We start from the raw sequence: 25,160 nt of genomic DNA, 5'->3' as shown, positions 1-25,160 counted from the left end.
CTTTCATCCCTGAAAAGAAAGGAATCATCTACACTTCTTCATCTAAATGTTTAAATACAATATTTTGTAAAATAGAATCATATCGTCATCGAGAAAATTTGCGTTTCAGGTTTTCTACGTTTTAAATGCAAATCAAACGCCATACAGATATTACGGACAAAAGGTTTCCCTTGCTCCGTGATCACAATCCGATCCACTTCAATATTCAATAAACCATCGTGCTGCATTTCAACAAGCTGTTGAATCACATCACCACGTTCGGCAAAATCCATCATGTGATCTGACCAAGAGGTTTGAAAGGTACACATCAAATTCAAAATATGTTGACGAATCTTTAAATCTTCTACACTTAACACATGCCCTTTCACCACAGGAATTTCATCATTTTCAAGACAACTGTAATAAGCTTCTAAATTTTTTTCATTCTGTGCAAAGCTATACCAACTATCACCAATTGAAGATAGACCCAATCCGATCATGACTTGTGTTTTTGATGAGGTATAGCCCATAAAATTACGATGCAAAGTACCTGCATGAAATGCTTGATACATCTCATCCCGATCTAAAGCAAAATGATCCATCCCAATCTCATGATAACCATGGGCTAAAAGTTGCTTTTTCCCTTCTTCATATAGCGTTCGTTTCATTCCATCTTTGGGCACATCATGATCTTTAAACCCACGCTGTCCATTGCCCTTAATCCAAGGCACATGGGCATAACTATAAAAAGCCAAGCGATCTGGCATTAAAGTATTAGTCAAATCAATGGTATGCAATACATCTGCTAATTTTTGAAATGGCAAACCAAAAACCAGATCATGTGAAATGGATGTATAGCCAATGTCACGTGCCCATTGCGTGACTCTTTCTACATTTTCAAAGGGCTGGACACGATGAATGGCTTTCTGAACATTCTCATTATAGTCTTGCACACCATAGCTGACACGGCGAAAACCAAGCTCATATAAGGCCTGTAACTGTTCTCGTGTGGTATTATTGGGATGCCCTTCAAAACTAAATTCATAACGATCCGCAATATTGGCTTTGGCTAAAATACCCTGAATTAATTGTTGTAAATGCTCAACTGAAAAAAATGTTGGTGTCCCACCCCCCAAATGGATTTCTTTAATGATGGGTCTGTCTTCTAGCAACTGACAATATAAATCCCATTCTTTTAAAACTGCTTGAATATAGGGTAGTTCAACATCATGCCGTTTAGTGACTTTTTTATGGCATCCGCAAAAAGTACATAGACTTTCACAGAACGGTAAATGAATATAAAGACTGATGCCTTCAGCGAGATTAGACTCATCAAAAGAGCGCTTTAGCGTTTGTTTCCATTGTTGCAGCGAAAATGAAGCCTCATCCCAATATGGAACCGTTGGATAACTAGTATAACGGGGTCCAGCAACATTGTATTTTTGAATCAAGGAACAACTCATATTCACTGCTCGATACGCAATTAACATTCAAAATGAAATAAACCCAAAATTGAATTTATCCTCAATACATTGTGCTGAGCTTAAGGATAGATTTCAACCTAGCGAATTGCTCGGGATTGCGAAGCTTATGCCAACGATAACCAAAGATTTTCACTCACGTTCAATTAATTCACGGCACGTTCAAAAAATGTCTTCATGATGACTTCGTTTTGTTTTTTTTGAATTTTTATGTTTTGATGTAGAAAATTTTTCAATTCTCCTTTGAGGATGATCATGCAAAACCCGACTTCTGCAGATATTCAACGTGTTCGTGATTTCCTGACAGATTTACAAGCTCGAATCTGCTCTGCCCTAGAGCAACAAGAAAAATTAGGCCATGGCACTGCAACATTTGAAATTGATGACTGGCAACGCCCTGAAGGGGGCGGTGGCCGTTCATGTGTTTTACAAAATGGTACTGTGATCGAAAAAGGCGGGGTGATGTTTTCTCACATCAACATTTCCAAACTACCAGCTTCAGCAACAGAACGCCATCCAGCAATTGCTGGAGCCAAAGCACAAGCCTTGGGTGTTTCTTTGGTCATTCATCCAACAAACCCCAATGTTCCAACATCTCACGCCAATGTACGGCTATTTGTTGCAGAACCTGAAGGACAGGCACCAATTTGGTGGTTTGGTGGTGGTTTTGACCTCACGCCTTTTTACCCGAATGATGAAGATGTTTTATCTTGGCACCAAACAGCATTTGATCTATGTGCACCGTTTGGTAAAGAAATTTATATGGAACATAAGCAATGGTGCGATGATTATTTCTATTTAAAACATCGTGATGAACAACGGGGTATTGGTGGATTGTTTTTTGATGATTTAAACCAATGGGATTTTGAAAAATGCTTTGAATATATACAAGCGGTCGCTCATGGTTATTTAAATGCTATTTTGCCTATTTTCCAAAGAAATCAGGATAAACCATTTACACAAGCCCAACGAGACTTCCAACTGTATCGTCGTGGTCGCTACGTTGAATATAATTTGGTTTATGATCGTGGAACTTTATTTGGCTTACAAACTGGTGGGCGAATTGAATCTATTCTGGTCAGCATGCCACCACTTGCTGCATGGTCTTATCGCCCAGAATGGGATGAAAATAGCCCAGAAAAACGCCTCACTGATCATTATTTAAAGCCTAAAGACTGGTTGTCCATATTAAAGTAATCATCAGCAATTTAAGCTTCATCGTTAAAAAGCTATCTTTCATTTAAGATAGCTTTTTAACTTAAACCGTTGAATACTTCTGAGAAAATAAGTCTTGAAAGATTTACTCACAATTAAAATGAGAATAATTCACGATTAGGACACTTTTTTAATTTAATATATGTTCGAACTTGGCTAAGATACCAACCTTAAAATTTCCTTAATTTTTTTGAAAAAAGTCTTAGCATTAAAGATTATTATAGCGGTAGAAACCAGAGGTAGGTATGAGGAATTTATTAGAAAATCACAAGGTTACACTTTCATTCAGTATTTTATTTTTATTAGCATGCTCTATTTCAACCACTATTATCTCTAACAACCATCTCTCTGACAGCATCTCGATTACCTCTAGTGTTGTATTATCTGCTGGATTTCTTGTTGTTTTTGCTATGATTTTTCTTGACTTCTTAGAGTCAGTTTGCAACCCATAAGCATCTTTTTTAAAGCACAACATTTCCCAAAAAACCTTCCTCTTAAAAACCAGCTTTAGCGCGATTAAAAAAGCGCTCTAAATCATCAATTTATTCAAATTTTAGCATAAGCTAAACTGCATATAGTTTGGTTGTATCATCCATTTTCAAGTATATTGTCGAGATTCTCTAAAAATCAATACAATCAATACTTGGACATTTGGCATGAGTAAACTATTCGCAGTCATTGGAAATCCGATTGAACACTCTCGTTCACCTGAACTACACCATGCCTTTGCAGAAAAGACTGGTATTGATCTCAACTATGTAAAACGTCTTGCCCCACTCGATGGCTTTACTGCAAGTGTTAATGAATTTTTTGCACACAATGGCATAGGTATGAATGTTACTGTGCCATTTAAAGAACAAGCTTTTGCCTTATGCCAACAACTGACAGAACGTGCAAAAATCGCTAAGGCAGTCAATACGCTTTGGATGGAAAACGGCATTTTGCATGGTGACAATACAGATGGACAAGGTTTAGTCGATGCGATTAAAGCATTGGACTGGACTTTAGAAAACACAGATATTTTGATTATTGGTGCAGGCGGTGCAACTCGCGGTGTGGTTTACCCTTTGGTAAAAGCGGGGGCTAAAATGATTGTGATTGCCAACCGTACCCGTTCACGTGCGGAACAATTGGTGGCAGATTTACAAAGCGCTGTTCCTGAAGCAGAACTTTCCGCTTGTAGCCTAGATGAATTAGATGGGCAATTTGATCTTGTTATCAATGCGACTTCGGCAAGCTTAACGGGTGATGCACTGATTCTTCCTGAAACCTTAACCTTTCACCATGCTTATGAAATGGCATATGGCAAACCTTCAAGTTTTATCGATCAAGCCAAAGCGCGCCAGATTCCAAGCTCAGAAGGCTTCGGTATGTTGGTTGGACAAGCCATCGAAGCATTTTATATTTGGAATGGGGTTCGTCCAAATTTAAAAGATTTTCTTTAATCATGGATGTATCTTTGTTTTAAAAAATCAATAAAAAAGAACCTCAATTGAGGTTCTTTTTAACCAAACCAAGATCAATTACTTTAACTTGGCATCACTCAAGATCTGATAGGTTTGCTTAAATAAATCATAATCAATAAATTCAGTCGCGTCTTGATCCAAGCCAGCCACTACCTGATCGTTAAATTTATTACGTTTAAATGCAGTATAAGACTTGGCTAAAATCTTCGCTGTTTTGATAAAGTCAGCACGTTGCCCTTTTTCAATCTCATTTTCTGCTTCAAACTTCTGCATATAATATTGCGCAAAAACAGCTTCAGTGGTTTTGTATTTCTTAACTAAATTCTGAATTTCTAAAACACTTTGCTTATCTTTCCAAACTTTAGCCACGATCTCATCAACAGCATTTCCAAGTCCATCATCATATTGGTGGTCATCTTCCAAATGATGTTTTTTCTGTAAAGCTTGGATCTGCTTTAAAGTCTGGCCTTTTGGATTGTAAATCTCTTCATCAGAATAAGAATAAGCGTAGACTGCCGCAATTTCCTGTAAATCTTGAGCAGAGTATTGTTTGATTAGCTCAGGTTTTTCTGCAGTCAGTTTGGCAATAAATACCGCTTTATAGGTTTTTTCATAGGAACCCGTTTGTGCAAACACCTGTTCAGCCAACTGTGCTAAACGCTCATCTAAAGTTAAGTATTTTTGTTCTGAACGGCTGCCTGTATCACCTGAAACACCCGCAATACCACCTACAGCTTGCTCCATAATGCTGCCTTTAAAGATGTCTTTAAATGGTTTGGCTTGCTGTAAAACACTCTGGTCGATCTTGCTGGCATTTCCATAATTAAGGAATTGCATATCCATCTTAACATTCAGCTTGCGATTTAATTTATCAAAATCCACACCCAAATCATAATCTACTTTTACCGCCCGGCCTTTGTTATCTAAAGACAGATCAACGATTAAAGGATTACGTTTGTTTTTAGCCGGCAAACTGGATTCAACTTCAGTATGATGTTGATTCCACAGTTGTTTAAATTGTTGAGCATCAACCAACTGGTCTTTCGCATAGCTTGTAAAGGTTTTGACAAGCGCTGCATTACTTTGCTGCTGTAAAGTTTTGCTGGCTGAAGATGCATCATCCTTTTGTTCAGTACTTAAAACATCAATTTCATAATGATACTGGCAATATTCCACATCACCAAAACGTGGATGAGCTTTTGCTTTTGTTAAATCTTCACACTGTTGTTCAGTTAAAATTTTCTGACGCGCTGCTGATACGTCTTCAGACTCAGCTTCAACATTGTCATCTTCCTGCTCAGCAGCATCAGAAGCTTGGCTAGTGGCATAGTCTTCGTCATCTTCAACTGCTTTTTTAGCCGCGTCTTGTGCATCTGCATAAACTGCATCCACCTCTTCTTCAGACGCGTCATGAGATTGACGATTGACTGCACTATAAAGTTGATACATGGCGCTAGCGGCATCAGCCACTCCCGCATCATCAGTATTGATCCCCGCTGAGGCTTCTTCTACTGCTTTCATTGCAGCTTGTGCCGCTTCGTTAGCATCATCGCTAGATTGGCTTTCTCCTGTAGTATCTAATAGTTTTGCAATATTAGTAGCGCTCAATCCAAGCACTGAATTCATGAAATATTGACGATTTACTGTAGAATACAATTGACCTTGCAAAAACATTTCTTCAATGGTGGTATTCAAGCGGATTTTTTCAACCACACCTGTTTGCTTCTCAGCTGAACTCACCGCAAGATTTTCAATTTGATTCGGGGAAGCAATTAAATAAGAGGTTGCGCCTGATTGTTTAAGCAACTCAACCAAGGCTTTTCCATTTACCTTGGCAATATCATCTTTATATTTAGAAAAATCATAATAGGCATATTTATTCTGATCTTGTGAATTAGCCAAATAAGGCATCAAAGAATAGATATGCGTATAGAATTTATAATTATTTAAATCCAAAACTGTAGGAATACGCATTTCCACAGAGAGGTTGGGTTTTTTATACAGTGTCTCTAAGTTAAACGATGCCATTTTCTGACGATAATTTACCGTTCCATCATAACGAATCTGCAAATCATTCACGATATTTTGTACAACATCTGCGCCCATACCAGCAAAACGACTAAAATACTTTGAGTCCTGTTTAGCAATTGCTTGATAAAGATCTTTTTTTTGCGCATCGGTTAACTTGATTTTTTGATCTTTCAGGTATTGATTGACCTTTTTTTCAATTGTAGGATCTAATTGTTTTGTATCAGCTGTGTTGGCTTTCTGAACGCTATCAAGTCGAACCTTAACTTGTCCACGGTAATCAAAATTTGGATATTCATATAAGGCATTAAACCCTTGAATTGCACGTTGCGGAGCGTCTTGATCTGCATTTAAAGCATTGCTTTTAATCACATGTGTAGAACATGCTGATAAACTCAAACCCAATAAACACAATGTTAATTTTTTTAAATGCATGATAGATCTACCCACTTGAATATTATAATGACAATAAAAATAACAATGAAACAATAAAAAACAAAGTGTACAAGACTATCAAAAAATCAACAAATTCACATGTGCTTTTTCTACCAAATTCGCATTTCTGACAATTTTTTTAGAGAGTCTTATCAATGTAATTCCCATATGATTATGAATAATGAAGCTATAGATTGAAAATCCAAAACTATTTTTAAATTAGGATTAAACACATGCCAGCATATAAAGCGCCGCTCCGTGACATACGTTTTTTAATGAATGAAGTTTTTGACTATTCTGCACATTATAAAACACTATCAATTGGCGAAAATGCCGATGCTGATACTGTCGATATGATTTTAGAAGGTGCTGCAGATTTTTGTGAAAATGTACTTTCTCCGCTGAATCAATCTGGTGACGAAGAAGGTTGTCATTTTAAAGATGGTGAAGTCTCGACACCAAAAGGTTTTAAAGAAGCTTATAACCAATTTATTCAAGGCGGCTGGCAAGGCCTGTCTTATCCTGAAGAGTTTGGTGGCCAAGGTTTACCGATGTCATTAAACCTAATCAAATCTGAAATGATGGGGACTGCAAACTGGTCATTCACCATGTACCCAGGTTTGAGCATGGGATGTATGAATACCATCCTGCAATTTGGTACAGACGAACAAAAAAATACCTATATGCCACACCTGACTGCGGGTACATGGTCAGGAACAATGTGTCTGACTGAACCACAATGTGGTACAGACTTAGGTCAAGTAAAAACTAAGGCTGAACCTAATGCTGATGGTACTTACGCGATTACAGGGACAAAAATCTTCATCTCTGCGGGTGAACATGATTTAACTGAAAATATTATCCATATCGTTCTTGCGCGTCTTCCAGATGCACCCGCTGGGACTAAAGGTATTTCATTGTTTATTGTGCCTAAATTCATCCCTACAGCTGAAGGTACAGTGGGTGAACGTAATCCTGTGACTTGTGGTTCTATTGAACACAAAATGGGAATTCGTGCATCTGCTACAGCAGTATTAAACTTTGATGGCGCAACAGGCTATCTGATTGGTGAAGTGAATAAAGGCTTACATGCAATGTTCACCTTCATGAACACGGCGCGTATTGGTACTGCTGTACAAGGCCTTGCTCACGCGGAATTATCATTCCAAGGTGCTTTACCATACGCAAAAGACCGTATGTCTATGCGTGCTCTATCTGGTAAAAAAGATCCAGACAAAGTGGCTGATGCAATCATTCACCATGCAGATGTACGTCGTATGCTTTTGACTCAAAAAGCATTTGCAGAAGGCGGTCGTGCAATGATTTATCATGCCGCTCAACTTGCAGATAAAATGACTGATGCAATGTTACAAGGTGATCAAGCAAAATTTGAAGAATATGATGATAAGCTTGGTTTCTATACCCCAATTCTCAAAGGTTTCTTAACAGAAATGGGGCTTGAATCTGCGAATTTGGGTATGCAAGTGTTTGGTGGTCATGGCTATATCAAAGAGCATGGCATGGAACAAATTGCACGTGATGCACGTATCGCGACTTTGTACGAAGGTACGACAGGTATCCAAGCACTTGATTTAATTGGTCGTAAAGTGCTGCTTTCATCTAAAGGTAAAGTGGTTCGTGAATATACCGCTGAAATCTTGAAATTCTGTGGTCAACATGCACGTAACAAATATATGCGTCGTTTTGCTTGGGATTTAACCAAGATCTGTGCGCAATGGAACGCTTTGACTGTACGTATTATGCTTGCAGCACGTAAAGACCGCGAAATCGTATCATCTGCTTCTGTGGATTTCTTGATGTTCTCTGGTTATGCAATGATGGCTTACTACTGGGCTCAACAAGCAGCAGTCGCTTCTGAAAAACTAGCGTCTGGTAATGGTGCCGAAGTTCCTGAGTTCTATAAAGCAAAAATCAAACTTGCAGATTTCTACTTTGAACAATTATTACCACGTTCACAAGGTCATGCTGAGTCTATGGTAAATCCATCTCGTACCATGATGGCACTTGATGCAGAACATTTTAGTTTTGATTACTAAAATTTAAGATTTCTGAAAAAACAAAGAGCGCTACGGCGCTCTTTGTTTTTTTAAATATAACAGTGCAAGCTGCACTACAGTGATATTCATTTACTTGTAGCAGAAGCCCATCCTTGAAAGCCTGAACTTAAAAATGCCCTTAAGCGCTTGCTTTAATGCTTTTAAAAATTGACCTGTTTAAAAGCCAACAGATAATTCTGTCATCCCCTACTATTGAGTTTTAGAAGCGGGTTGAGTAATGGTTTTAATCAACTTAAATCGATTTTTTTCGAGCACATAAAAACGTGTAGTCACTTGATCCACTTCATAGTTTTGATTCATATGCTCTTCTTGTGTGACCAAGAGACGGCTGTTTGGACGTGTTGCAACCACATCTTCAGTCCGTTCCTCCCCACCAATGCCATCCGCTAAAAGCTGACCCGTACGTTTATTGACAAAAGAATAGACTCTACATCCCCCGCCACAGCCCCACATAGTGGTGACATATTCACCGGCAAAATCTGGTTTTTGTGTTAATGCTTCTCTTAGTCGAGTGCGGAACATATTGGCACTTGGATCTGAAAGATCAAGTTTCGCGGTCTTGCCTGTATACACAGCCTTCACAGGATAGTCGCTAAATTGAGGAACATCGTTTTTTGCATATGCCAGTGATAGGCTTGCCACAGCAAATAACATGCTGATTAGGAACTTATTCATTGTGATGACCTTAACTTTTAATAGATTATTGTTTTAAGTCAGATCATAACAAAAGCTAAATTTTTATGCTGTAGATTTATAGAAACTCTTCCAGCACAGAATTTAAAAATACATGACCTTGCGCTGTACATGCCAACTGTGCGTCATCATTCAACATCAATTTACGCTGTTTTAATGAACCAATTACCTGATCTAAATCAGACAAATTCAACCCTGTACGTTCAGGATAAATGTGGGCATGAACACCCTCATTTAAACGTAAAGCATTCATCATAAATTCAAAAGGCATGTCTTGTTTTTCAATACGTTTAAATTGCAAATGTTCAGCAGGCACTTTGGCTAAGTAGTCTTTAGGCAAACGGGTTTTTTGAAAACGGTATACACCATCAGCTTGGGTAATTTTGCCATGTGCCCCTGCCCCAATCGCTAAATAATCGCCAAATTGCCAATAATTTAAATTATGTGATGACGGTTTTTCTTTACGCCATGCAGACACTTCATAATTGATAAAGCCATTGGCCTGTAAATATTGTTCTCCCTGTTCTTGAATGGTTTCCAGAACATCATCTACAGGCAAAATAGGTTGAGTGCGGAAAAAAACGGTATTCGGTTCAATGGTCAATTGATACCATGAAATATGGGTTGCCCCATTTTCGACTGCAAGTTTTAAGTCATACAAGGCTTGTTCTAAAGTCTGTTCTGGTAAACCATGCATCAAATCTACGTTGACGCGTTGAAAACCCGCTTGTTTGGCATGTTGAATGGCGGAAACAGCATCATCATTGGAATGGATACGCCCCAGCTTTGTTAGATGATCAGGATTAAAACTTTGCACCCCAAGCGATAAACGATTAATCCCAACATCTAAATAGTCTGCAAAAGGATCATGTTCAACTGTCCCAGGATTGGCTTCCAAAGTAATTTCACAATCCTGCTCAAACGGTATTAAAGCTTTTAACTGGGAAAAAAGCCACTGATAACCTTGTGCAGAAATCAATGACGGGGTTCCACCACCAATAAACACACTATGAATTTTACGTCCCTGAGCAAAATCCACTTGGGTTTTAAAGTCTTCAACCAATGCTAGCAAATATTCTTGCTCTAAATCTAAAGACAGCTTCCCATCAGGTACAGCATGTGAGTTAAAGTCACAATACGGACACTTACGGACACACCACGGCATATGGATATAAAGCGACAAAGGTATATTTTGAGGTGTTAAATCAGTCAAAGAAAGCTCAGAACAAGTTTAGAGAGTAATTATTTTAACATGACTTCTACCATCCGATTAGAACAAGTCATCAATTTGCTTTAGACTAAACATTAACAATAAAAGTAGATGAAGAAGAATGCTGAAAATATCGAGTCAATTATTGTTCCTTTTACCACTCACCATGGGTATTGGCATTGCCATGACCTTTCAAACAGCTCTTAACACTCAACTACGTGAATATCTTCATTCCCCATTACAAGCTGCCCTTTTATCCTTTTTAGTTGGTACACTATTGCTCGCTATTTTGGTGATTGTACAAGCTGAACAAAGACCAACCCTTTCCAGTTTAGCGGTGATACCTTGGTATCTTTGGCTGGGTGGCTGTTTAGGTGTTTATGCAATCAGTATGAGCATTTATACTGCACCGAAATTGGGTTTTTTAACCCTGTCAGGCTTAATTATTTTTGGACAAATTGCAATGTCGATGATCGTTGACCAATTTGGACTACTGGGTACAGATAAAACGCCAGTCAACTGGCAACGTCTTTTAGGTGGCGTGGTGATTTTTATAGGTGTGCTTCTCACTCTACAACGCTAACCAATCTATTTTCTAAGCACATTTAAAACGAGTATTTACTGTGTCTGCATCGATAAAAGCCACAACTACCCGCTTTGAATTAAAGCAACTTTTTAACTTAATGCTCCCAATATTAATCACTCAGTTTGCTGCGGCAGGCTTTGGATTGATTGATACCATTATGGCTGGGCATATGTCTCCCGAAGATCTCGCTGCAATTGCTGTTGGTGTAGGTTTATGGATTCCTGTCATGCTGCTGTTTAGTGGCATCATGATCGCAACTACGCCTTTAGTAGCAGAAGCCAATGGCGCACGCACTCCAGAAAACATCCCTTCGATTGTTCGTCAGTCTTTATGGGTTGCCTTATTGCTGGGTATTATTGGTATGCTCATTTTACAGATTATTCCTTTATTGTTACCTTTGGTTGGTGTGCCTGAATCTTTATTGCCTAAAGCCAGTTTGTTTTTACATGCAATTGCTTTTGGTATGCCTGCTTTTACCATGTATTCAACATTGCGCGGCTATTCAGAAGCTTTAGGCTATCCTCGTCCAGTTACAGTGATTAGCCTTGTAGCACTTGTGGTACAAATTCCGCTCAATTTTATTTTTATGTATGGGCTTGGTCCGATTCCACACTTGGGAAGTGCGGGCTGTGGTTTTGCAACAGCCCTGTTGCAGTGGATCATGTTCATCACGATTAGCACCTATATTTTAAAAGCCAAACGCTATCAAGCTACACAACCCTTAAATATGTTTGAGAAAATAGACCGCGTACTGATTAAACGCATTCTCAAACTGGGATTGCCGATTGGTTTGGCGATTTTCTTTGAGGTCAGTATTTTCAGTACAGGTGCAATTGTACTCAGTCCGCTTGGTGAAGTTACCGTTGCAGCACATCAAATTGCCTTATCCATCACATCGCAATTGTTTATGATTCCGATGTCATTGGCTTTAGCCCTGACCATTCGTACGGGCACTTATTATGGTGAAAAGAATTGGTATGCGATGCGTAAAGTGCAGAAAGTTGGATTAATGACCAGTACCTTATTCGCCTGTATTACCATGCTACTCCTGTTGATTCTTCGTCCACAGATTGTGTCTGTTTATACCAGTGACTATGATGTTTCCCAAGCAGCAATATATTTAATTTTATTTGCGATTGGTTACCAACTTATGGATGCATGGCAAGTCAGTGCTGCAGGTTGCTTACGTGGAATGCAGGATACCAAAGGCCCAATGTGGATCACCATGCTGGCCTACTGGGTCATCGCTTTCCCTGTTGGGATTTATTTGGCACGTTATACCGATATGGGTGCAGCTGGGGTCTGGACAGGACTGATTATCGGACTCACGATTGCCTGTGTTTTATTACTGACACGCTTATATACCAATAATAAAAGGTTAAGTCAGGCTTAATTTAGATTTATTTGATTTAAAGCGTTTAGCTAAAAAATAATGCTGTTTAAATACAGCATTATTTTTTATAAAAGAAAGTCAAGTCAAACTGATCTTTATGATCTGAAAAATAAATCAAAAAACCTAAACTAAAACTAAACATTACGCCAATGAGTTGATATTGTGCTTGGCCTGTAGGTTCAAATAATAGATTAAAAGCCAGTACATAGATAAAAGCCCATACAAAACTATAGATGGCAGTGTTGATCAGCTTATTTTCAGGAGCAAGCTTGGTGATTTGAAATCCAATTAAAATTTTCAAACAAAATCCAATTGAAACATTTAAGATATAAAAACTGATTTTCCCTACTTGCGCAGTATGATTATCAATCAAAATCTCTTGAGCAATCACAAAAATTGTCGCCAGTATGATCATTCCCAAACCATAGACAATTGGGATTAAAATAAATTTCAATCAGGTTTTTAATGCAATTTTTTTCATAAAATACGAAATTTTTATTCTATGTATTTCAATAATATAACATTAAAATATGCTTTTTAGTATAAATTTGATTGGACATTTACTTTATTTTACTCAGATTGAAGCTGATAGGCTTGCTGAAACTTTTCAGACATCTCAGATTCATTGCCAACCTCTTTTACAATGGCTTGCCCGACAATGACATCAGTTCCATTAAACGTCATCGTTGGAGAACCATATAACTCATAGCCGTCATTTAAAGCTTTACTGACCCGTGCACAGAAATTCACATCATCCTTACCAGTTAAATAACGATAAACTTTCATGATCCAACAACGATTAAAATATTGAAGAATATTTTAATCCAAAACCACTGAGAAGAGACCGATAGCATGCTGGATATTTTAAGATTAAAAATAGCCAAGTAGAAACAAACGCTTAACAAATTAGAGTAGGCAGTTTAACAATAGTCGCCTATGATCAAAATGAATTAAACGTTTAATCCCAATTAAAGGATAGTTACGAATGTCGAAAAGTACCAGTACCCCAGGTCGCCGCTTTATGAAACTTGCGAGTATGACTGCAAGTATCGCGACGAAAACGGTATCAAATTCAATTCGTAACTTTAATGCGGATGAAGAACAAAAAAATGAAGCCCGCAGTAAGCTGTTCCAAGATATTGGTGTTCAAATTGCAGATACCTTAGGAGAAATGAAAGGTGCTGTGATGAAAGTTGGTCAAATCGCCTCGCAATATAAAGATATCTTTCCACCTGAAGTCGCACGAGCAATCGCTAAATTGCAACGTCAAGCGCCTGCAATGCCATATGCCGAAATTAAACAACAAGTAGAACGCGAGCTAGGCAAACCGATTGATCAAACATTTCTGCATTTTGAGGAACAACCCTTCGCAGCAGCGTCTATTGGCCAAGTTCACAAAGCCATGTTAAAAAATGGCACTGAAGTTGTGGTCAAAGTACAATATCCTGGGGTAGATGAAGCATGTGAAAGTGACTTAAAACAGGTTCGTTTGGCATTACGCTTAATGGGTGTTTTAAAAGTAGATAAAAAATTACAAGATCGCTTATTTAAAGAAATTCAAGACAGCTTACATGAAGAACTCAATTACGAAATTGAGGCACAAAACTTACAAGTTTTTAGAACATTCCATCAAGCTTTGGACACAAAAATTATTATTCCCAAAGTGTTTACAGACTATTCGAGTCGTCGCATCTTAACCCTAAGCCTTGAAAAAGGTGAAAGTATTGAGACTGCAAGTACTTGGGATTTATCTGTGCGCAATGAAATTGGTCGACGCTTAATATTGGCATTGGGTCAACAGATTTTCTTCTTAAAACGTTTCCATTGCGACCCTCATCCTGGCAACTTTGCTTTCCGTGAAGACGGCAGTGTGATCATTTACGATTTTGGTGGTGTAAAAACCTTATCCAATGAAATCATTACTCATTTTAAAGCCTTGGTCAGAGCTGCACGAAAACAAGATATTGTGACGATTGAAGAGCATTTAACCGTTTTAGATGCGTTAGCTGAAAAAGGTAAATTTCCAGTAGAGTTATATGAGGCATGGCTTGAAATTTTATTACGACCATTGACCACACATTATGATTTTGCTGAAAATTCAGCACATCATGATGGCATCAAACTGGTGAAAAAATCGTTAAAATATTGGGATGTATTCAAACCATCACCAGATACTTTAATGGTAAATCGGACAATTTCAGGCCAATACTGGAATCTGATTCAACTTAAAGTCAATGATAATTTAAAAGACCTCTTTGAAGAGCTGGTGCCTTTACAAGACTAAGTTTTTTATTGAAATCGACTGCATCCAATTTATTTAAAAGTGACAGGATCAACACATTTATTTTAAAAATTTCGTTATGCGCTTCATCTAATTTTAAGAATAGCGCTTTACATTAAACTTATATTTGAAGTCTAAGCCAGATCCTCCTGCTTAGGCTTCTTTTTTTTATCTCACTTTTTTCAAATCCGCTAGACAACACGAATACCCATCAAATGAAGTACTTTACAAGTTAAATGTAATATTATAACATTGCACTATATTTAAATAATTAGAGGTTAAAACCATGCGCCAAGGTATCCACCCAGAATATCGTCAAGTGTTATTTCATGACACCAATGCCAATGCATACTTTGTTATTGGTAGCACGATCAAGACAACAAACACCAAAGAATATGAAGGCACACAATATCCTTATGTCACACTCGATATATCCAGTGCTTCACATCCTTTCTATACAGGTGAAATTCGTCAGGCAAGCAATGAAGGTCGTATTGCCAACTTCAATAAACGCTTTGCCCGTTTTAAACGTTAATTGAACTGTATGTTGTGTCTAAGCCTAAGCTTCCCTCAGCTTAGGCTTTTTCATTTTGAATATTGCACATTATTTTGTGGATAAAAGCATTTGAAAAATATAAAAGCCAATCGCTAAACAGATCACACCAACGATCACACTAGAAACAGTATAAGCCAAAGCGATTGGAAACTGTCCCTGCCGAATCAGCTGGAATGTTTCCAGACCAAAACTGGAAAAAGTTGTAAAACCGCCGAGGATTCCAACCATTAAAAATAATCGAGTTTCATTCTGTAAAATAGGATAGCGCTGGGTAAAAGCAAAAAAAATCCCAGCCAAGAAACAGCCCAAGATATTGATCGACCATGTTGTCCAAGGGAATAGGCTATGTGGTTTAGAAATAATAAACCCTGCACCATAACGTAAACTTGCACCAATTGCCCCACCGCATGCGACCAATAGCCAATTCATGTTTAGATATCCTTAAAACTTTTTAAAAAACGCATTTACCCACCATCCGATTTTTTACAGCTCAGCTTGTTTATAAGCAGCTTGTGTATAAGCGGATAGTTATCCACAGATTAACATGGAGAAGCTTAACGATCTAATTTAAGTGGCAACTCATTTCTGACATAAAAGTCCAAAGTTGGCACAACAAAGGCAAATACATCTTGTTCACGAACACCCCATTGTTGTAGCAAGGGGCAAGCAATATTAAGCACTTGCGCAGGCAGAACCTGACTAAAATCAAAAGGCATTTCAATATCCCCTTGTGATAGTTTTTCAGGTTGATCGACCCATTCTACCCATGCATGGTCTTGTTCAGCCAGATATTGAATGGCCTCATCCCATGAAGAGAATAAATTTTGCCACGCCTCAGGTAAGCGCGGATCTGTATTGATTTGAACCGTGCTGGATAATTGATAAACTGGATCAAGTTCAAGCTCTGTTTGAATCAGCTGTTCAGAGACTTGGTGAACAAATTTCTTTGCATATTGTGCTGGCATCGCATCACTTGCCAAACGCCCACTCAAAACATAAAGCTGCTGGTCAATCACAACTTGCTCGAAAATCACCGTTTTATCCTGTTGTATAGGGGCAATATAAAAGCGCCAATTGCTTTGTTTCGGTGATGGCATCAATTTACGTAATGGACCTAAAAAAGAAAAACCAAAATGTTCATGCTGATATATCAGTATGGTAAAAATCGTTTTCCCTTGCTTTTCCCATAACTGAATAGGCTGTGGATAGCGTGAACGAACTTGATCTATATCCACCAACCACGACAAATACACAAGATTCTTGACCTGACTTTGTAGCTGTAGAAAAGGAATAAAACCCATCAAGATACGGCGTAGTTTTAATAATAATGGGCGTTCAGCAAAAAGACCGATCAGGCTCAAAATAAAGTTTGAATCTTTATTTTTAATATTATGACGATTCATACCGACCTATTTTTATGGATTTCGATGCTGTTATTTTAGCAAATATGGTTAAAGAATGGCCCATCTCAAAATATTAAATAGCATTACTGAATTATTTAACCATAGGCTATGATATTGGCACGATTTAACACGGAATTTTCACATCATGGCTCAAGAATTATTGAAACAACTTCAAGCAGGCGATGCAAAATTTGCAGATGTCATCAGTCATATTGAAGCTCGTTATACCCACACACCGACTGCATTTCAAAATGGTCAACAGCATAATGCTGCCACAGAGAACCAAGGCAGTGCTAAAGTTTTTTCTTTTGCACAATTAAATGATTTAGATCAACAACAAACACTGAATCTATTTGCAGAGCATTATGCTGCTGTTTTAGCAACGCCTGATGCAACAGACCATCAGAACATTCGCCAATTTATGCAAAATGGCTGGAATGGCATCAAATTTGAAGGCAATGCTTTAACTGCAAAATAACAATAACACAATCAAGTCAGGGATCTATTCGATCCCTTTCTACACGGTTATGGACGCTCATCATATTGAGGTAAACCGTCGCAAATGGTATCCCACTCTGCTTTATAAGCAGTAAAAATATGCATTGTTGGCTTCTGTTCTAAAGCTGTATCTAAAGTTCCAATTCTTAAACGATAGGTATCTGGTGTTTCTGCTTTAATACTGATGATTGGTGAGCCACATTCTTGGCAGAAACAACGTGTTGTTGTTGCTGTCGATGCAAATTTTTTCAATAATTCCTCACCTTTGGTAATCTTAAAATCTGCTTTTTGAATTGGTGCATTGGTCGCAAATGCTGTACCATTGGCTTTACGACAACGTTGGCAATGACACTCTATCACGTCTCCAATTTCACCATGAATCTCATAGTGAATACCGTCACACAAACAACTTCCTGTATATATTTTTTCAGCAGACATTGAGAAAATCTCCCTATTTCAAAGGCTATTGGCAATAGCATCAAACTAGCATAAAAGTCGCATTTTTAATCAAAACACCATCATTTTTTTTGCCTAATCTCATGTATTGAGATATTGATGTACACCCTCACCCGCAGCACGCCCTGTCGCAAAACACGCAGTTAACAAATATCCTCCTGTCGGAGCATCCCAGTCCAGCATTTCACCACAGCAAAATACAGAGGGATTAGATTTAAGTTGTAAATGCTGAGTTAATACGGCTTGCTTTATACCCCCTGCACAACTGATTGCTTCTTCAATGGGGCGAAATCCTTCTAACTCAATTTTTAAATGCTTAATCTGTTGTGCTAATTTTTCTGGGTTGTTCCAAACCGATTTATCAACCAATTCACGAATCAGATTCGCTTTAACTGTATCTAAACCTGCTTTGCGCCAGATATTGGTACTGGATTGCTTTTTGGACGGCTGCAATTTCTGAGTAAGTTGTTGAACAGTTTGATCAGGTAACAAGTCTAAATAAATCGACAGGGGTTGATTGTGCTGTACCAACTGACGTAATAATCGCCCCTGCTTATAGATTAAGCCACTTTCTAGTCCATAATGGGTAATCACAATATCACCTTGTGTCTTTGCAGAATTATCTACCCAAGCGTCTACGCGTTTAAGAGGCTGACCAAATAAAGGCTGCATATAGTTTGACCATGCCCGAACCACACCGGCATTACTCGCTTGAAACGCTTCAATTTCAGAAGCAGGCAACCACTTTTGCCATGCGCCATCACTGCCCAAACGTGACCATGACACAGCACCGCATGCCAGAATAATCGCATCAAAATCTAACTGCTGTGCTTGATTGTTCCTGAGATCAAGAATTTCGAGTTGTTGCTGCTTTAAATCAGTAATTTGATGACGATAATGAAATTGAACGTGCTGCGCTGCCAACTGCTTTAACCAAGCACGTAACAAAGGCGCGGCCTTCATTTCTACAGGAAAAATTCGCCCTGAACTTCCCACATAGGATTCAATTCCTAAACCATGCATCCAATTTTGAATCCATGTCGCATCCCACTTTTCAACCCAAGGTCTTAACCATTCCCCATGATCATAACGTTGAATAAATTGTTCAAATGCTTCTGCATGGGAAATATTCAGCCCCGTCTTTCCAGCCATCAAAAATTTACGTGCAGCAGAAGGTTTCTGTTCAAAAACATGAACTTCATAATCCTCAGTATATTGACTAAGAACATCTGCAGCCATCAAGCCTGCCGGGCCTGCCCCAATGATAGCGATTTTCTTAATTGGCATCAGATGGCTCTGATTCTGATAGGATTTCAACAGTTTTACCTTGGCGTGGCTGAACAATATCGAAACGTGTTTGATAATGCTCAGGTTTAGCAATAATCAATTGCTGACACAATTCACCTCGTTCTAAATATTTAATTTCAAAATGCGTACGTGCTGAATCTGACGCAATCGCTTGCTTTTCATAAGGTAGCTTCCAAACATTTTTTAATTGCTGTTCCGCTTCAGCAATATATTCAGGAATATTACTAGCTAAAGTGATGCTGCCATTTGCCGATAATCTGGAAATCAGAAATTCAAAAAAAGGCATATTTAACCAGCGTTGCGCAGGATTATGCGGTTCTGGATTTGGATAGAGAATAAAAAACTGTTGTACCTGATAGGGATAAAGTGCATGCACCACCCACGGTAATGCATCAGCATGAATAGGAGTTAAATTTGTTTGACCTTCCAGCTGATGCTGTTTTTGCATGGCAATAAATTTTTCACGGGTTCTTTCTATCGCAATCAATTTCAGTTCAGGGTGCTGTTCAGAAAAGAGCAAAGCATGTTTGCCCTTTCCTGCCCCAATTTCTACACAAATTGGGTTATTTTCAACACATTGAAAATCACGAGGAGCATGCATACGCTGTGCTTGAAATTGACGAATCGACATAATCAGATCAAACTAACAAGAAATCGTTCACAAGTTTAACAACTCTTTGCGACTTTTGCTTTTTTAAATGAGGATTTCCATATGTCTAAAACTTTTCCTTGCCCTCGATGCGGCGAACCGTCTACTTGGGCGGGTAATGAATCTCGTCCATTTTGCTCTGAACGTTGCAAACTCATTGATTTAGGTGCTTGGGCCAATGGAGACTATACATTACCTACAGAAGATGCACCTCAAGCAGAGGATTCTGAAGCTTTCTGAAAAGCTTCAGCAAACTACGCTTACTTTAATTACCTATACTTTATTCTTGTTTAGAAAATTTTAAAAAAACTTACAATTACACTTTACAATAAGCATTTATTTTTGAATATATCGCGATATCATACAGCTTGTTTTCACACTTGTATAAAGTCTAATCAGTTTCAACTCATCATGAAAGGTGGAGTAGTCAAGGTGTCAATAGGCTTAAAATTTTTTGTCGCTCTCTTAGCAATTTTATGTGTATTTTTTACTTTTATTGGAGTATATATTCTTGATTTTTCTCTTCTAGCAATCGGGATTTTATTTGCAACTATAATCTTATTACTCAAATTGGAAATGATAAAATAAAAATGATTTAAAATAATTAAGTAACTTAATTTCAATGAATACAACTATTCTTGAATATTATCATGCAAATAGTCCCTCTTATTTCAATGATAGATTAAGTAATGTCTAAAAGCTTTATTGTGAAATAAGAAATATAAACACTGTTCTTTAATCGATTTATCTAAGCATAATTTACATGACTATTTAAGTGGCTTATCGTGCATTTAATCATATATAAAATATTGAATTAGAAAAACAATGATGAATAAATCATCTACGACTTCACAATTTTATTATTAATTATTTTTTATAATGAAGTCAGACAGCGAATACTTAACCCGCTTTACTTGCCACAAAAGGATTGTGTTGCTTTTCAAAACCAATGGTACTCATTGGACCATGCCCTGAAATAAATTGAGTTTCATCAGGCAGGGTAAAACATTCACGCTGAATTGAATCTAAGAGCTGTTGATGGTTGCCTTTTGGAAAGTCAGTACGGCCAATTGAACCTTTAAACAGTACATCTCCTGTCCAAAGCACACCATATTTGGCATTGTAAAAAATGACGTGGCCTGGTGTATGTCCTGGTGCAAAACGCACTTCAAACTCTTCATCCCCTAAGCTTAACTTTTCGCCACCCTCTAACCATTGATTGACATGAACAGGCTCAGGAATTGGAAATCCATAACGGGCAGATACTTCTTGAATCATTTCTAACCAAAACAGGTCTTCTTTATGCGGACCAATCACAGGCACATTCCATTCTTTGACCAATGCACCTACCGCACCAGCATGATCCAAATGACCATGTGTTAACCACAATGCTTTGACTGTCAGTCCTAATGCTTCAACTTCTTGTTTTAATTTCTCAGGCTCACCACCAGCATCAATCAATACCGCTTCTTTGGTTTCCGAATCCCAAACAATAGAACAATTTTGGGCGAATGCAGTAACGGGTACAATCTTGACTTGTAACATGATAATTTTCCTAAAAAACCCTATACCTGTAAATGAAACTTGAGTGTATTCAATTGAGTCTGTAAAAGTTGCTCAAATAAGTCAATATGATCCGCACGGCTATTTAATGCAGGAATGTAAGCATAGTGTTTGCCCCCTGCTTTTAAAAATAATTCAGCATTTTGAATCGCCAGCTCTTCCAAGGTTTCTAAACAATCTGCCGAAAATGCAGGGCTTAACACTTGAACAGATTCAACACCTTGCACTGCCCACTCTTGTAAGAGCTGGTCGGTATAAGGTTTTACCCATTCTTGTTTGCCAAAACGGGATTGGAAACTGATCGCCCATTGGTCGTCTCTTAAATTCAACAGCTGTGCCACCTTAAGTGCAGTGATACGACAACGCTCTGCATAAGGATCACCTTTATCTGCATAAGGCTGTGGGATCCCGTGAAAAGACATCAACAGTTTAGTGGCTGGTCCATATTGCTGCTGATAATCACGCACACTGTTGGCAAGCGCCTGAATATAAAGTGGGTGTTGATAATAATCTCGAATAAAACTTAAACCCGGGATATTGCGTTGCTTTAACAACCATTGTGCAACGGCATCATATAAAGGGGCGGTTGATGTTGCCGAATACTGTGGAAATAACGGAAAAAGAATAATATGGTCATACTGCTTGTTTTTCGCATCATTCAATACAGCATCAATACCTGGTCGCCCATAGGTCATTGCTGGCACAATCTCTAAATCTAAATCAGCATTGGTACTTATTAATTTTTTTTGTAGCGATTCAACTTGTTCAAATAGAATTTCACGCATAGGTGAATCATTTGACCAGACTTGTGCATAAGCTTCAGCAACACGCGTTGGTCGAAAAGGCAGAACAAATGCATTTAAAATAATTGCCCATAAAATTTTGGGAATTTCGATGACGCGCTGATCTGATAAAAACTGCTTTAAAAAAGCCCGAACAGCTGGAGCTGTAGGCGCATCTGGTGTCCCTAAATTGGCAATAATAATCAGAACTTTAGGTTTAGATAAAGACATTTTCACCCGATTTACACAATAGTTTATCTCGTATGATCAGCTTAACAGAGTCTTTATCTAAACAAAATTTTTTATCTTGACTCACTCAATTTATTTAACTTAAAAAATTGAAGAGCGACTGCTAATACGTTGTGAATTTTCAAGTAATTTTACGCATTTATCTGTCATCTGCCATAGCATACGCTGACGATCATCACGCCCCACAGGAATGATCCATTCATTTTGACGGACTTGCTGCTTAATCGTATGCAATGAACGCACATTAATCTGCGCTCTAGACACAGCATGGGCACGTGGCATCACCACTTGTGCGTCGGTTAAACCCGTATTATTCAAATATTCGTTTAAGACTTTAGAGAAAAAATCCTCAGACGTCGGTTGTCTAAATTCAACTGATAAGATTTTTAACAGCTCAGCCCAAGTCATCTCACGCGCTGGCGATAACTCTTTAAAATTACCATCTTGATAGGCATGCATTCGATAATCAAAATTAAACACTTCATGTAATGAAACTTTGGGTAAAGTTAAAAATGGATCTGCTTCTTTTTTCCCTTGCTCTACGGAAATATGCGCCAACTTCGCTTTTAAACGATCAATCTCATCTTGTAGGACTTGAATATTCTGAGGTCTTACCCATCCTACAACAGGATAGCGCTCTAGCATTTGTGGCATATATGAACGTACCGCAAGTTCTAAATCTCGTAAAGTTCGATAGCTAACGACTTGCTCAACTTCTTTTTGTAGTTGATGTCTAAATTCATTAAACTTTTCTTTTAGCAGCGTACTTTCTTCTTTTAAATGCGGTTCGCGAAATTCAGGACTCTCATGCATAAATACAATAATTGGTTTCTGTTTGGTCACCGCATAAATATATTCAAGATGTAAATAACTCACCCCTGAAACAGATTGTTCACCGTACTGACTCCCCAACAACAATAAAACGTAATCACAGTCATCTATCTGACGACGTGCAAATGCGGTACTTAATGGTGTCCGTTGTTCTAATCCCCAAGAAAAAAAACCCATCCCTATAAGGGTTTGTGACACGACCATCCGTTCTGGCTGCATTTCTTTGCCAGATGTTGTAATAAAAACTTGATACCGTTTATCGAGCATAGGTTAACCCATTCTTGTCACACCCTACTTAAATCCATCCATGAGCTTTAAGTTGGATATGCCCTACACTTATGAAAATATATTAAATCTGTTCAATATTGAAAGAATTAGCCGAGTTTTTCAACAATATTTTCTACAGACCATGTAATTTTTGGTTGTATGAGATGTTTGATGACATTTTCTAATTGTTTTGCATTTTCCCCACTCACAAAACATTGTAAACGCACCCCTTTTTCTTGCAAGCTACTTGATATTAACTCATTTTTTAACAATATACGCGCCGTTTGTCGTGCAACCGCTAATCCAGAATCAATTAAGTTAAGCTGAGGGCCGTATAATTCTTGAATACTTTGTTTTAAGTAAGGGTAATGGGTGCAACCCAACACCAAATAATCTGAACCTTTGGCAATGACTGGATCTAAAACCTTTTGCAGGCTATGTTTGCATTCCAAACTGTTATAACGTCCAGATTCAATCAAGGGAACCAGTTCAAGATTGGTAATCGTCAGTACTTCAACATTGGCAGGTTCTGCAAAACGCTGCATCACATCTTTGATCAATTTTCCACGAAAAGTGGCAGGTGTAGCCAAAACTGAAACCACTTTAGACTGGGTTTGTAGCACTGCTGGCTTTAAAGCAGGCACCAGCCCAACAATAGGAAAGTTTTCACCATAATGATCACGTAAATAATCCAGACTAAATGCTGAAGCGGTATTACATGCCACAACTGCGATTTTACAACCTTGACGATATAACCACTCGATTGCTTGCGCAGTTAATTCACGAATATTTTGATCCGTCCGTGGGCCATAAGGGACATGTGCAGTATCGGCATAATAAACAATACGTTCATTTGGCAAATAATTGGCAATTTCCTGTGCAATAGAAAGCCCACCGATACCTGAATCAAAAATACCAATCGGGGCATCTGCCAAGGCTTTTGGCATTGGATTTTCTAGAGGAGAGAGAGGAAGAATCGCGCTCATTTGATCCACTATTGGCATACGGTAAAAATAATTAACAAGATTAAACCTCAAGTCCCTAATTGCAAGTGAAAATCACCACTTTCTAAAGATAAAATGGTATCTCCTTGTTCATTTTCAAGCAATTTCCCATATTCAATCAGATGAAAAAAAGCAGAACGTTGAATCAAGGCATTTATCCCGAAACGAATATGTACATAAGGTCTTAACTCACCTTGATATTCACGCATAAATATAGGGTGTTCTGGATCAATCAGTGTAATGTCTTGATTGGTGGTGGTCACTTGTAGATAGACCTGCCCATCGAGATTCACCTGATCAACTTGATTGACCAATAAAGGTTCATCCTCAACTTGAATTTCAATCTGTTCAACTGGGGTTTTTAAATAGAACTTTCCATCTTCTTTCCAAAGTACTTTTGTAAACAGGTCTAAAAGCGCTTGGCGTTTGATCAATTGACCTTCGTGCCACCATTCTCCATTGGCTTTTACTATCAAATCCATTTTGCCACAATGCTTTGGCTGCCACTGCTCTAAAGGGGGTATTGACCTTTTGTGACCCGCCTGTACATCTTTTAAGTATTGTGCAATGCTCATTAAGTTTTTATTATCAGAATCTGGCTGATTTTGAGCCGCTGATGTTGAATTATTTTGATTTACCATGGTTTATGCCTTGCTGACTTAAAAATAATACGACTCAGCCAATTGGCTAGATTAGGGTTTCTAACTATACTAGCGCAAAATATATTATTGGTACGAGCGTTAATTCGT

Annotated in this window: 25 protein-coding genes; 9 read left to right on the top strand and 16 right to left on the bottom strand. The window is 38.1% G+C overall.

All coding sequences use genetic code 11. From position 1 onward, the window contains the following. Positions 1–77: 77 nt before the first annotated feature. The gene (gene hemN, locus ACG9ZL_RS00955; protein WP_419327716.1) at positions 78–1,442 is read right to left on the bottom strand and encodes an oxygen-independent coproporphyrinogen III oxidase; all 1,365 of its coding nucleotides are present in this window, start codon (positions 1,440–1,442) and stop codon (positions 78–80) included. A 273-nt stretch (positions 1,443–1,715) separates the two neighbouring features. On the opposite strand from hemN, the gene hemF reads away from it, so the two are divergent. After that, positions 1,716–2,657: an oxygen-dependent coproporphyrinogen oxidase gene (gene hemF / locus ACG9ZL_RS00950; RefSeq protein WP_336953474.1), complete on the top strand. Its 942-nt coding sequence runs from the start codon at positions 1,716–1,718 to the stop codon at positions 2,655–2,657. Positions 2,658–3,331: 674 nt separating this feature from the next. Next, positions 3,332–4,120 (top strand): shikimate dehydrogenase, encoded by a 789-nt coding sequence (gene aroE / locus ACG9ZL_RS00945; protein ID WP_336953473.1) that lies wholly within the window; start codon positions 3,332–3,334, stop codon positions 4,118–4,120. 78 nt (positions 4,121–4,198) lie between these two features. Here aroE and ACG9ZL_RS00940 read toward each other — a convergent pair whose 3' ends face one another. Then, positions 4,199–6,604, bottom strand: coding sequence for a hypothetical protein (locus ACG9ZL_RS00940; protein ID WP_419358759.1), 2,406 nt, complete (start codon positions 6,602–6,604; stop codon positions 4,199–4,201). A gap of 233 nt (positions 6,605–6,837) precedes the next feature. Here ACG9ZL_RS00940 and ACG9ZL_RS00935 point away from each other — a divergent pair, with 233 nt between their 5' ends. Then, positions 6,838–8,661: an acyl-CoA dehydrogenase C-terminal domain-containing protein gene (locus ACG9ZL_RS00935; protein ID WP_336953471.1), complete on the top strand. Its 1,824-nt coding sequence runs from the start codon at positions 6,838–6,840 to the stop codon at positions 8,659–8,661. Between the two features lie 210 nt (positions 8,662–8,871). Here ACG9ZL_RS00935 and ACG9ZL_RS00930 read toward each other — a convergent pair whose 3' ends face one another. After that, positions 8,872–9,357, bottom strand: coding sequence for a hypothetical protein (locus ACG9ZL_RS00930; protein WP_419358757.1), 486 nt, complete (start codon positions 9,355–9,357; stop codon positions 8,872–8,874). Between the two features lie 76 nt (positions 9,358–9,433). Further along, positions 9,434–10,588, bottom strand: coding sequence for a radical SAM family heme chaperone HemW (gene hemW / locus ACG9ZL_RS00925; RefSeq protein ID WP_336953469.1), 1,155 nt, complete (start codon positions 10,586–10,588; stop codon positions 9,434–9,436). A 118-nt stretch (positions 10,589–10,706) separates the two neighbouring features. On the opposite strand from hemW, the gene ACG9ZL_RS00920 reads away from it, so the two are divergent. Then, a complete protein-coding gene (locus ACG9ZL_RS00920) occupies positions 10,707–11,168 on the top strand; it encodes a DMT family transporter (protein WP_336953468.1) in 462 nt (153 codons plus the stop codon). A 40-nt stretch (positions 11,169–11,208) separates the two neighbouring features. Continuing rightward, positions 11,209–12,564: an MATE family efflux transporter gene (locus ACG9ZL_RS00915; protein ID WP_419358755.1), complete on the top strand. Its 1,356-nt coding sequence runs from the start codon at positions 11,209–11,211 to the stop codon at positions 12,562–12,564. A 58-nt stretch (positions 12,565–12,622) separates the two neighbouring features. Here the strand turns inward: ACG9ZL_RS00915 and ACG9ZL_RS00910 are convergent, their stop codons facing one another. Continuing rightward, positions 12,623–12,979, bottom strand: coding sequence for a hypothetical protein (locus ACG9ZL_RS00910; protein WP_419358753.1), 357 nt, complete (start codon positions 12,977–12,979; stop codon positions 12,623–12,625). 155 nt (positions 12,980–13,134) lie between these two features. Continuing rightward, positions 13,135–13,350: a DUF1737 domain-containing protein gene (locus ACG9ZL_RS00905; RefSeq protein WP_034616427.1), complete on the bottom strand. Its 216-nt coding sequence runs from the start codon at positions 13,348–13,350 to the stop codon at positions 13,135–13,137. Positions 13,351–13,549: 199 nt separating this feature from the next. Here ACG9ZL_RS00905 and ACG9ZL_RS00900 point away from each other — a divergent pair, with 199 nt between their 5' ends. Both ACG9ZL_RS00900 and ACG9ZL_RS00895 read left to right on the top strand, forming a co-directional pair. Next, positions 13,550–14,848 carry an ABC1 kinase family protein gene (locus tag ACG9ZL_RS00900; protein ID WP_336953466.1) on the top strand — a complete coding sequence of 433 codons (1,299 nt, stop codon included), beginning with the start codon at positions 13,550–13,552 and terminating at the stop codon, positions 14,846–14,848. 283 nt (positions 14,849–15,131) lie between these two features. After that, positions 15,132–15,380 carry a type B 50S ribosomal protein L31 gene (locus ACG9ZL_RS00895; protein ID WP_004816804.1) on the top strand — a complete coding sequence of 83 codons (249 nt, stop codon included), beginning with the start codon at positions 15,132–15,134 and terminating at the stop codon, positions 15,378–15,380. Positions 15,381–15,449: 69 nt separating this feature from the next. On the opposite strand, the gene crcB is transcribed toward ACG9ZL_RS00895, so the two are convergent. Both crcB and ACG9ZL_RS00885 read right to left on the bottom strand, forming a co-directional pair. Continuing rightward, on the bottom strand, positions 15,450–15,830 hold the full coding sequence (gene crcB, locus ACG9ZL_RS00890) for a fluoride efflux transporter CrcB (protein ID WP_034616430.1): 381 nt from the start codon (positions 15,828–15,830) through the stop codon (positions 15,450–15,452). 125 nt (positions 15,831–15,955) lie between these two features. Then, on the bottom strand, positions 15,956–16,804 hold the full coding sequence (locus ACG9ZL_RS00885) for a hypothetical protein (protein WP_419327721.1): 849 nt from the start codon (positions 16,802–16,804) through the stop codon (positions 15,956–15,958). A gap of 145 nt (positions 16,805–16,949) precedes the next feature. Here ACG9ZL_RS00885 and ACG9ZL_RS00880 point away from each other — a divergent pair, with 145 nt between their 5' ends. Beyond that, positions 16,950–17,282: a HopJ type III effector protein gene (locus tag ACG9ZL_RS00880; protein WP_336953464.1), complete on the top strand. Its 333-nt coding sequence runs from the start codon at positions 16,950–16,952 to the stop codon at positions 17,280–17,282. A 47-nt stretch (positions 17,283–17,329) separates the two neighbouring features. Here ACG9ZL_RS00880 and ACG9ZL_RS00875 read toward each other — a convergent pair whose 3' ends face one another. The 3 genes from ACG9ZL_RS00875 to ACG9ZL_RS00865 all read right to left on the bottom strand — a co-directional run bounded on the left by ACG9ZL_RS00875 (position 17,330) and on the right by ACG9ZL_RS00865 (position 19,703). Continuing rightward, on the bottom strand, positions 17,330–17,740 hold the full coding sequence (locus ACG9ZL_RS00875) for a GFA family protein (protein ID WP_336953463.1): 411 nt from the start codon (positions 17,738–17,740) through the stop codon (positions 17,330–17,332). Between the two features lie 99 nt (positions 17,741–17,839). Beyond that, a complete protein-coding gene (locus ACG9ZL_RS00870; RefSeq protein WP_419358751.1) occupies positions 17,840–19,045 on the bottom strand; it encodes a TIGR03862 family flavoprotein in 1,206 nt (401 codons plus the stop codon). Next, positions 19,035–19,703, bottom strand: coding sequence for a class I SAM-dependent methyltransferase (locus tag ACG9ZL_RS00865; protein ID WP_419358886.1), 669 nt, complete (start codon positions 19,701–19,703; stop codon positions 19,035–19,037). Before ACG9ZL_RS00865 ends, ACG9ZL_RS00870 begins: the two co-directional genes overlap by 11 nt. Before the next feature lie 75 nt (positions 19,704–19,778). Between ACG9ZL_RS00865 and ACG9ZL_RS00860 the strand changes: the two genes are divergently transcribed. Then, the gene (locus ACG9ZL_RS00860; protein ID WP_336953462.1) at positions 19,779–19,955 is read left to right on the top strand and encodes a DNA gyrase inhibitor YacG; all 177 of its coding nucleotides are present in this window, start codon (positions 19,779–19,781) and stop codon (positions 19,953–19,955) included. A 660-nt stretch (positions 19,956–20,615) separates the two neighbouring features. On the opposite strand, the gene ACG9ZL_RS00855 is transcribed toward ACG9ZL_RS00860, so the two are convergent. From ACG9ZL_RS00855 to ACG9ZL_RS00835, 5 genes are all read right to left on the bottom strand, one after another. Further along, the gene (locus ACG9ZL_RS00855; protein WP_096735244.1) at positions 20,616–21,260 is read right to left on the bottom strand and encodes an MBL fold metallo-hydrolase; all 645 of its coding nucleotides are present in this window, start codon (positions 21,258–21,260) and stop codon (positions 20,616–20,618) included. Between the two features lie 20 nt (positions 21,261–21,280). Next, positions 21,281–22,291, bottom strand: coding sequence for a ferrochelatase (gene hemH, locus ACG9ZL_RS00850; protein WP_336953460.1), 1,011 nt, complete (start codon positions 22,289–22,291; stop codon positions 21,281–21,283). 99 nt (positions 22,292–22,390) lie between these two features. After that, a complete protein-coding gene (locus ACG9ZL_RS00845; RefSeq protein WP_419327723.1) occupies positions 22,391–23,407 on the bottom strand; it encodes a DUF4062 domain-containing protein in 1,017 nt (338 codons plus the stop codon). A 107-nt stretch (positions 23,408–23,514) separates the two neighbouring features. Then, positions 23,515–24,393 (bottom strand): glutamate racemase, encoded by an 879-nt coding sequence (murI, locus tag ACG9ZL_RS00840; protein ID WP_034616447.1) that lies wholly within the window; start codon positions 24,391–24,393, stop codon positions 23,515–23,517. Between the two features lie 47 nt (positions 24,394–24,440). Next, positions 24,441–25,052, bottom strand: a complete 612-nt coding sequence (locus ACG9ZL_RS00835) for a DUF1285 domain-containing protein (RefSeq protein WP_419358749.1) — start codon at positions 25,050–25,052, stop codon at positions 24,441–24,443. Positions 25,053–25,160 lie beyond the last annotated feature (108 nt).

This window comes from Acinetobacter legionensis (genome assembly GCF_048551735.1).
Classification (GTDB): Bacteria; Pseudomonadota; Gammaproteobacteria; order Pseudomonadales; family Moraxellaceae; genus Acinetobacter.
The sequence above is the reverse complement of the archived record's forward strand: the minus strand, read 5'-3'. Positions and strand labels throughout refer to the sequence as shown.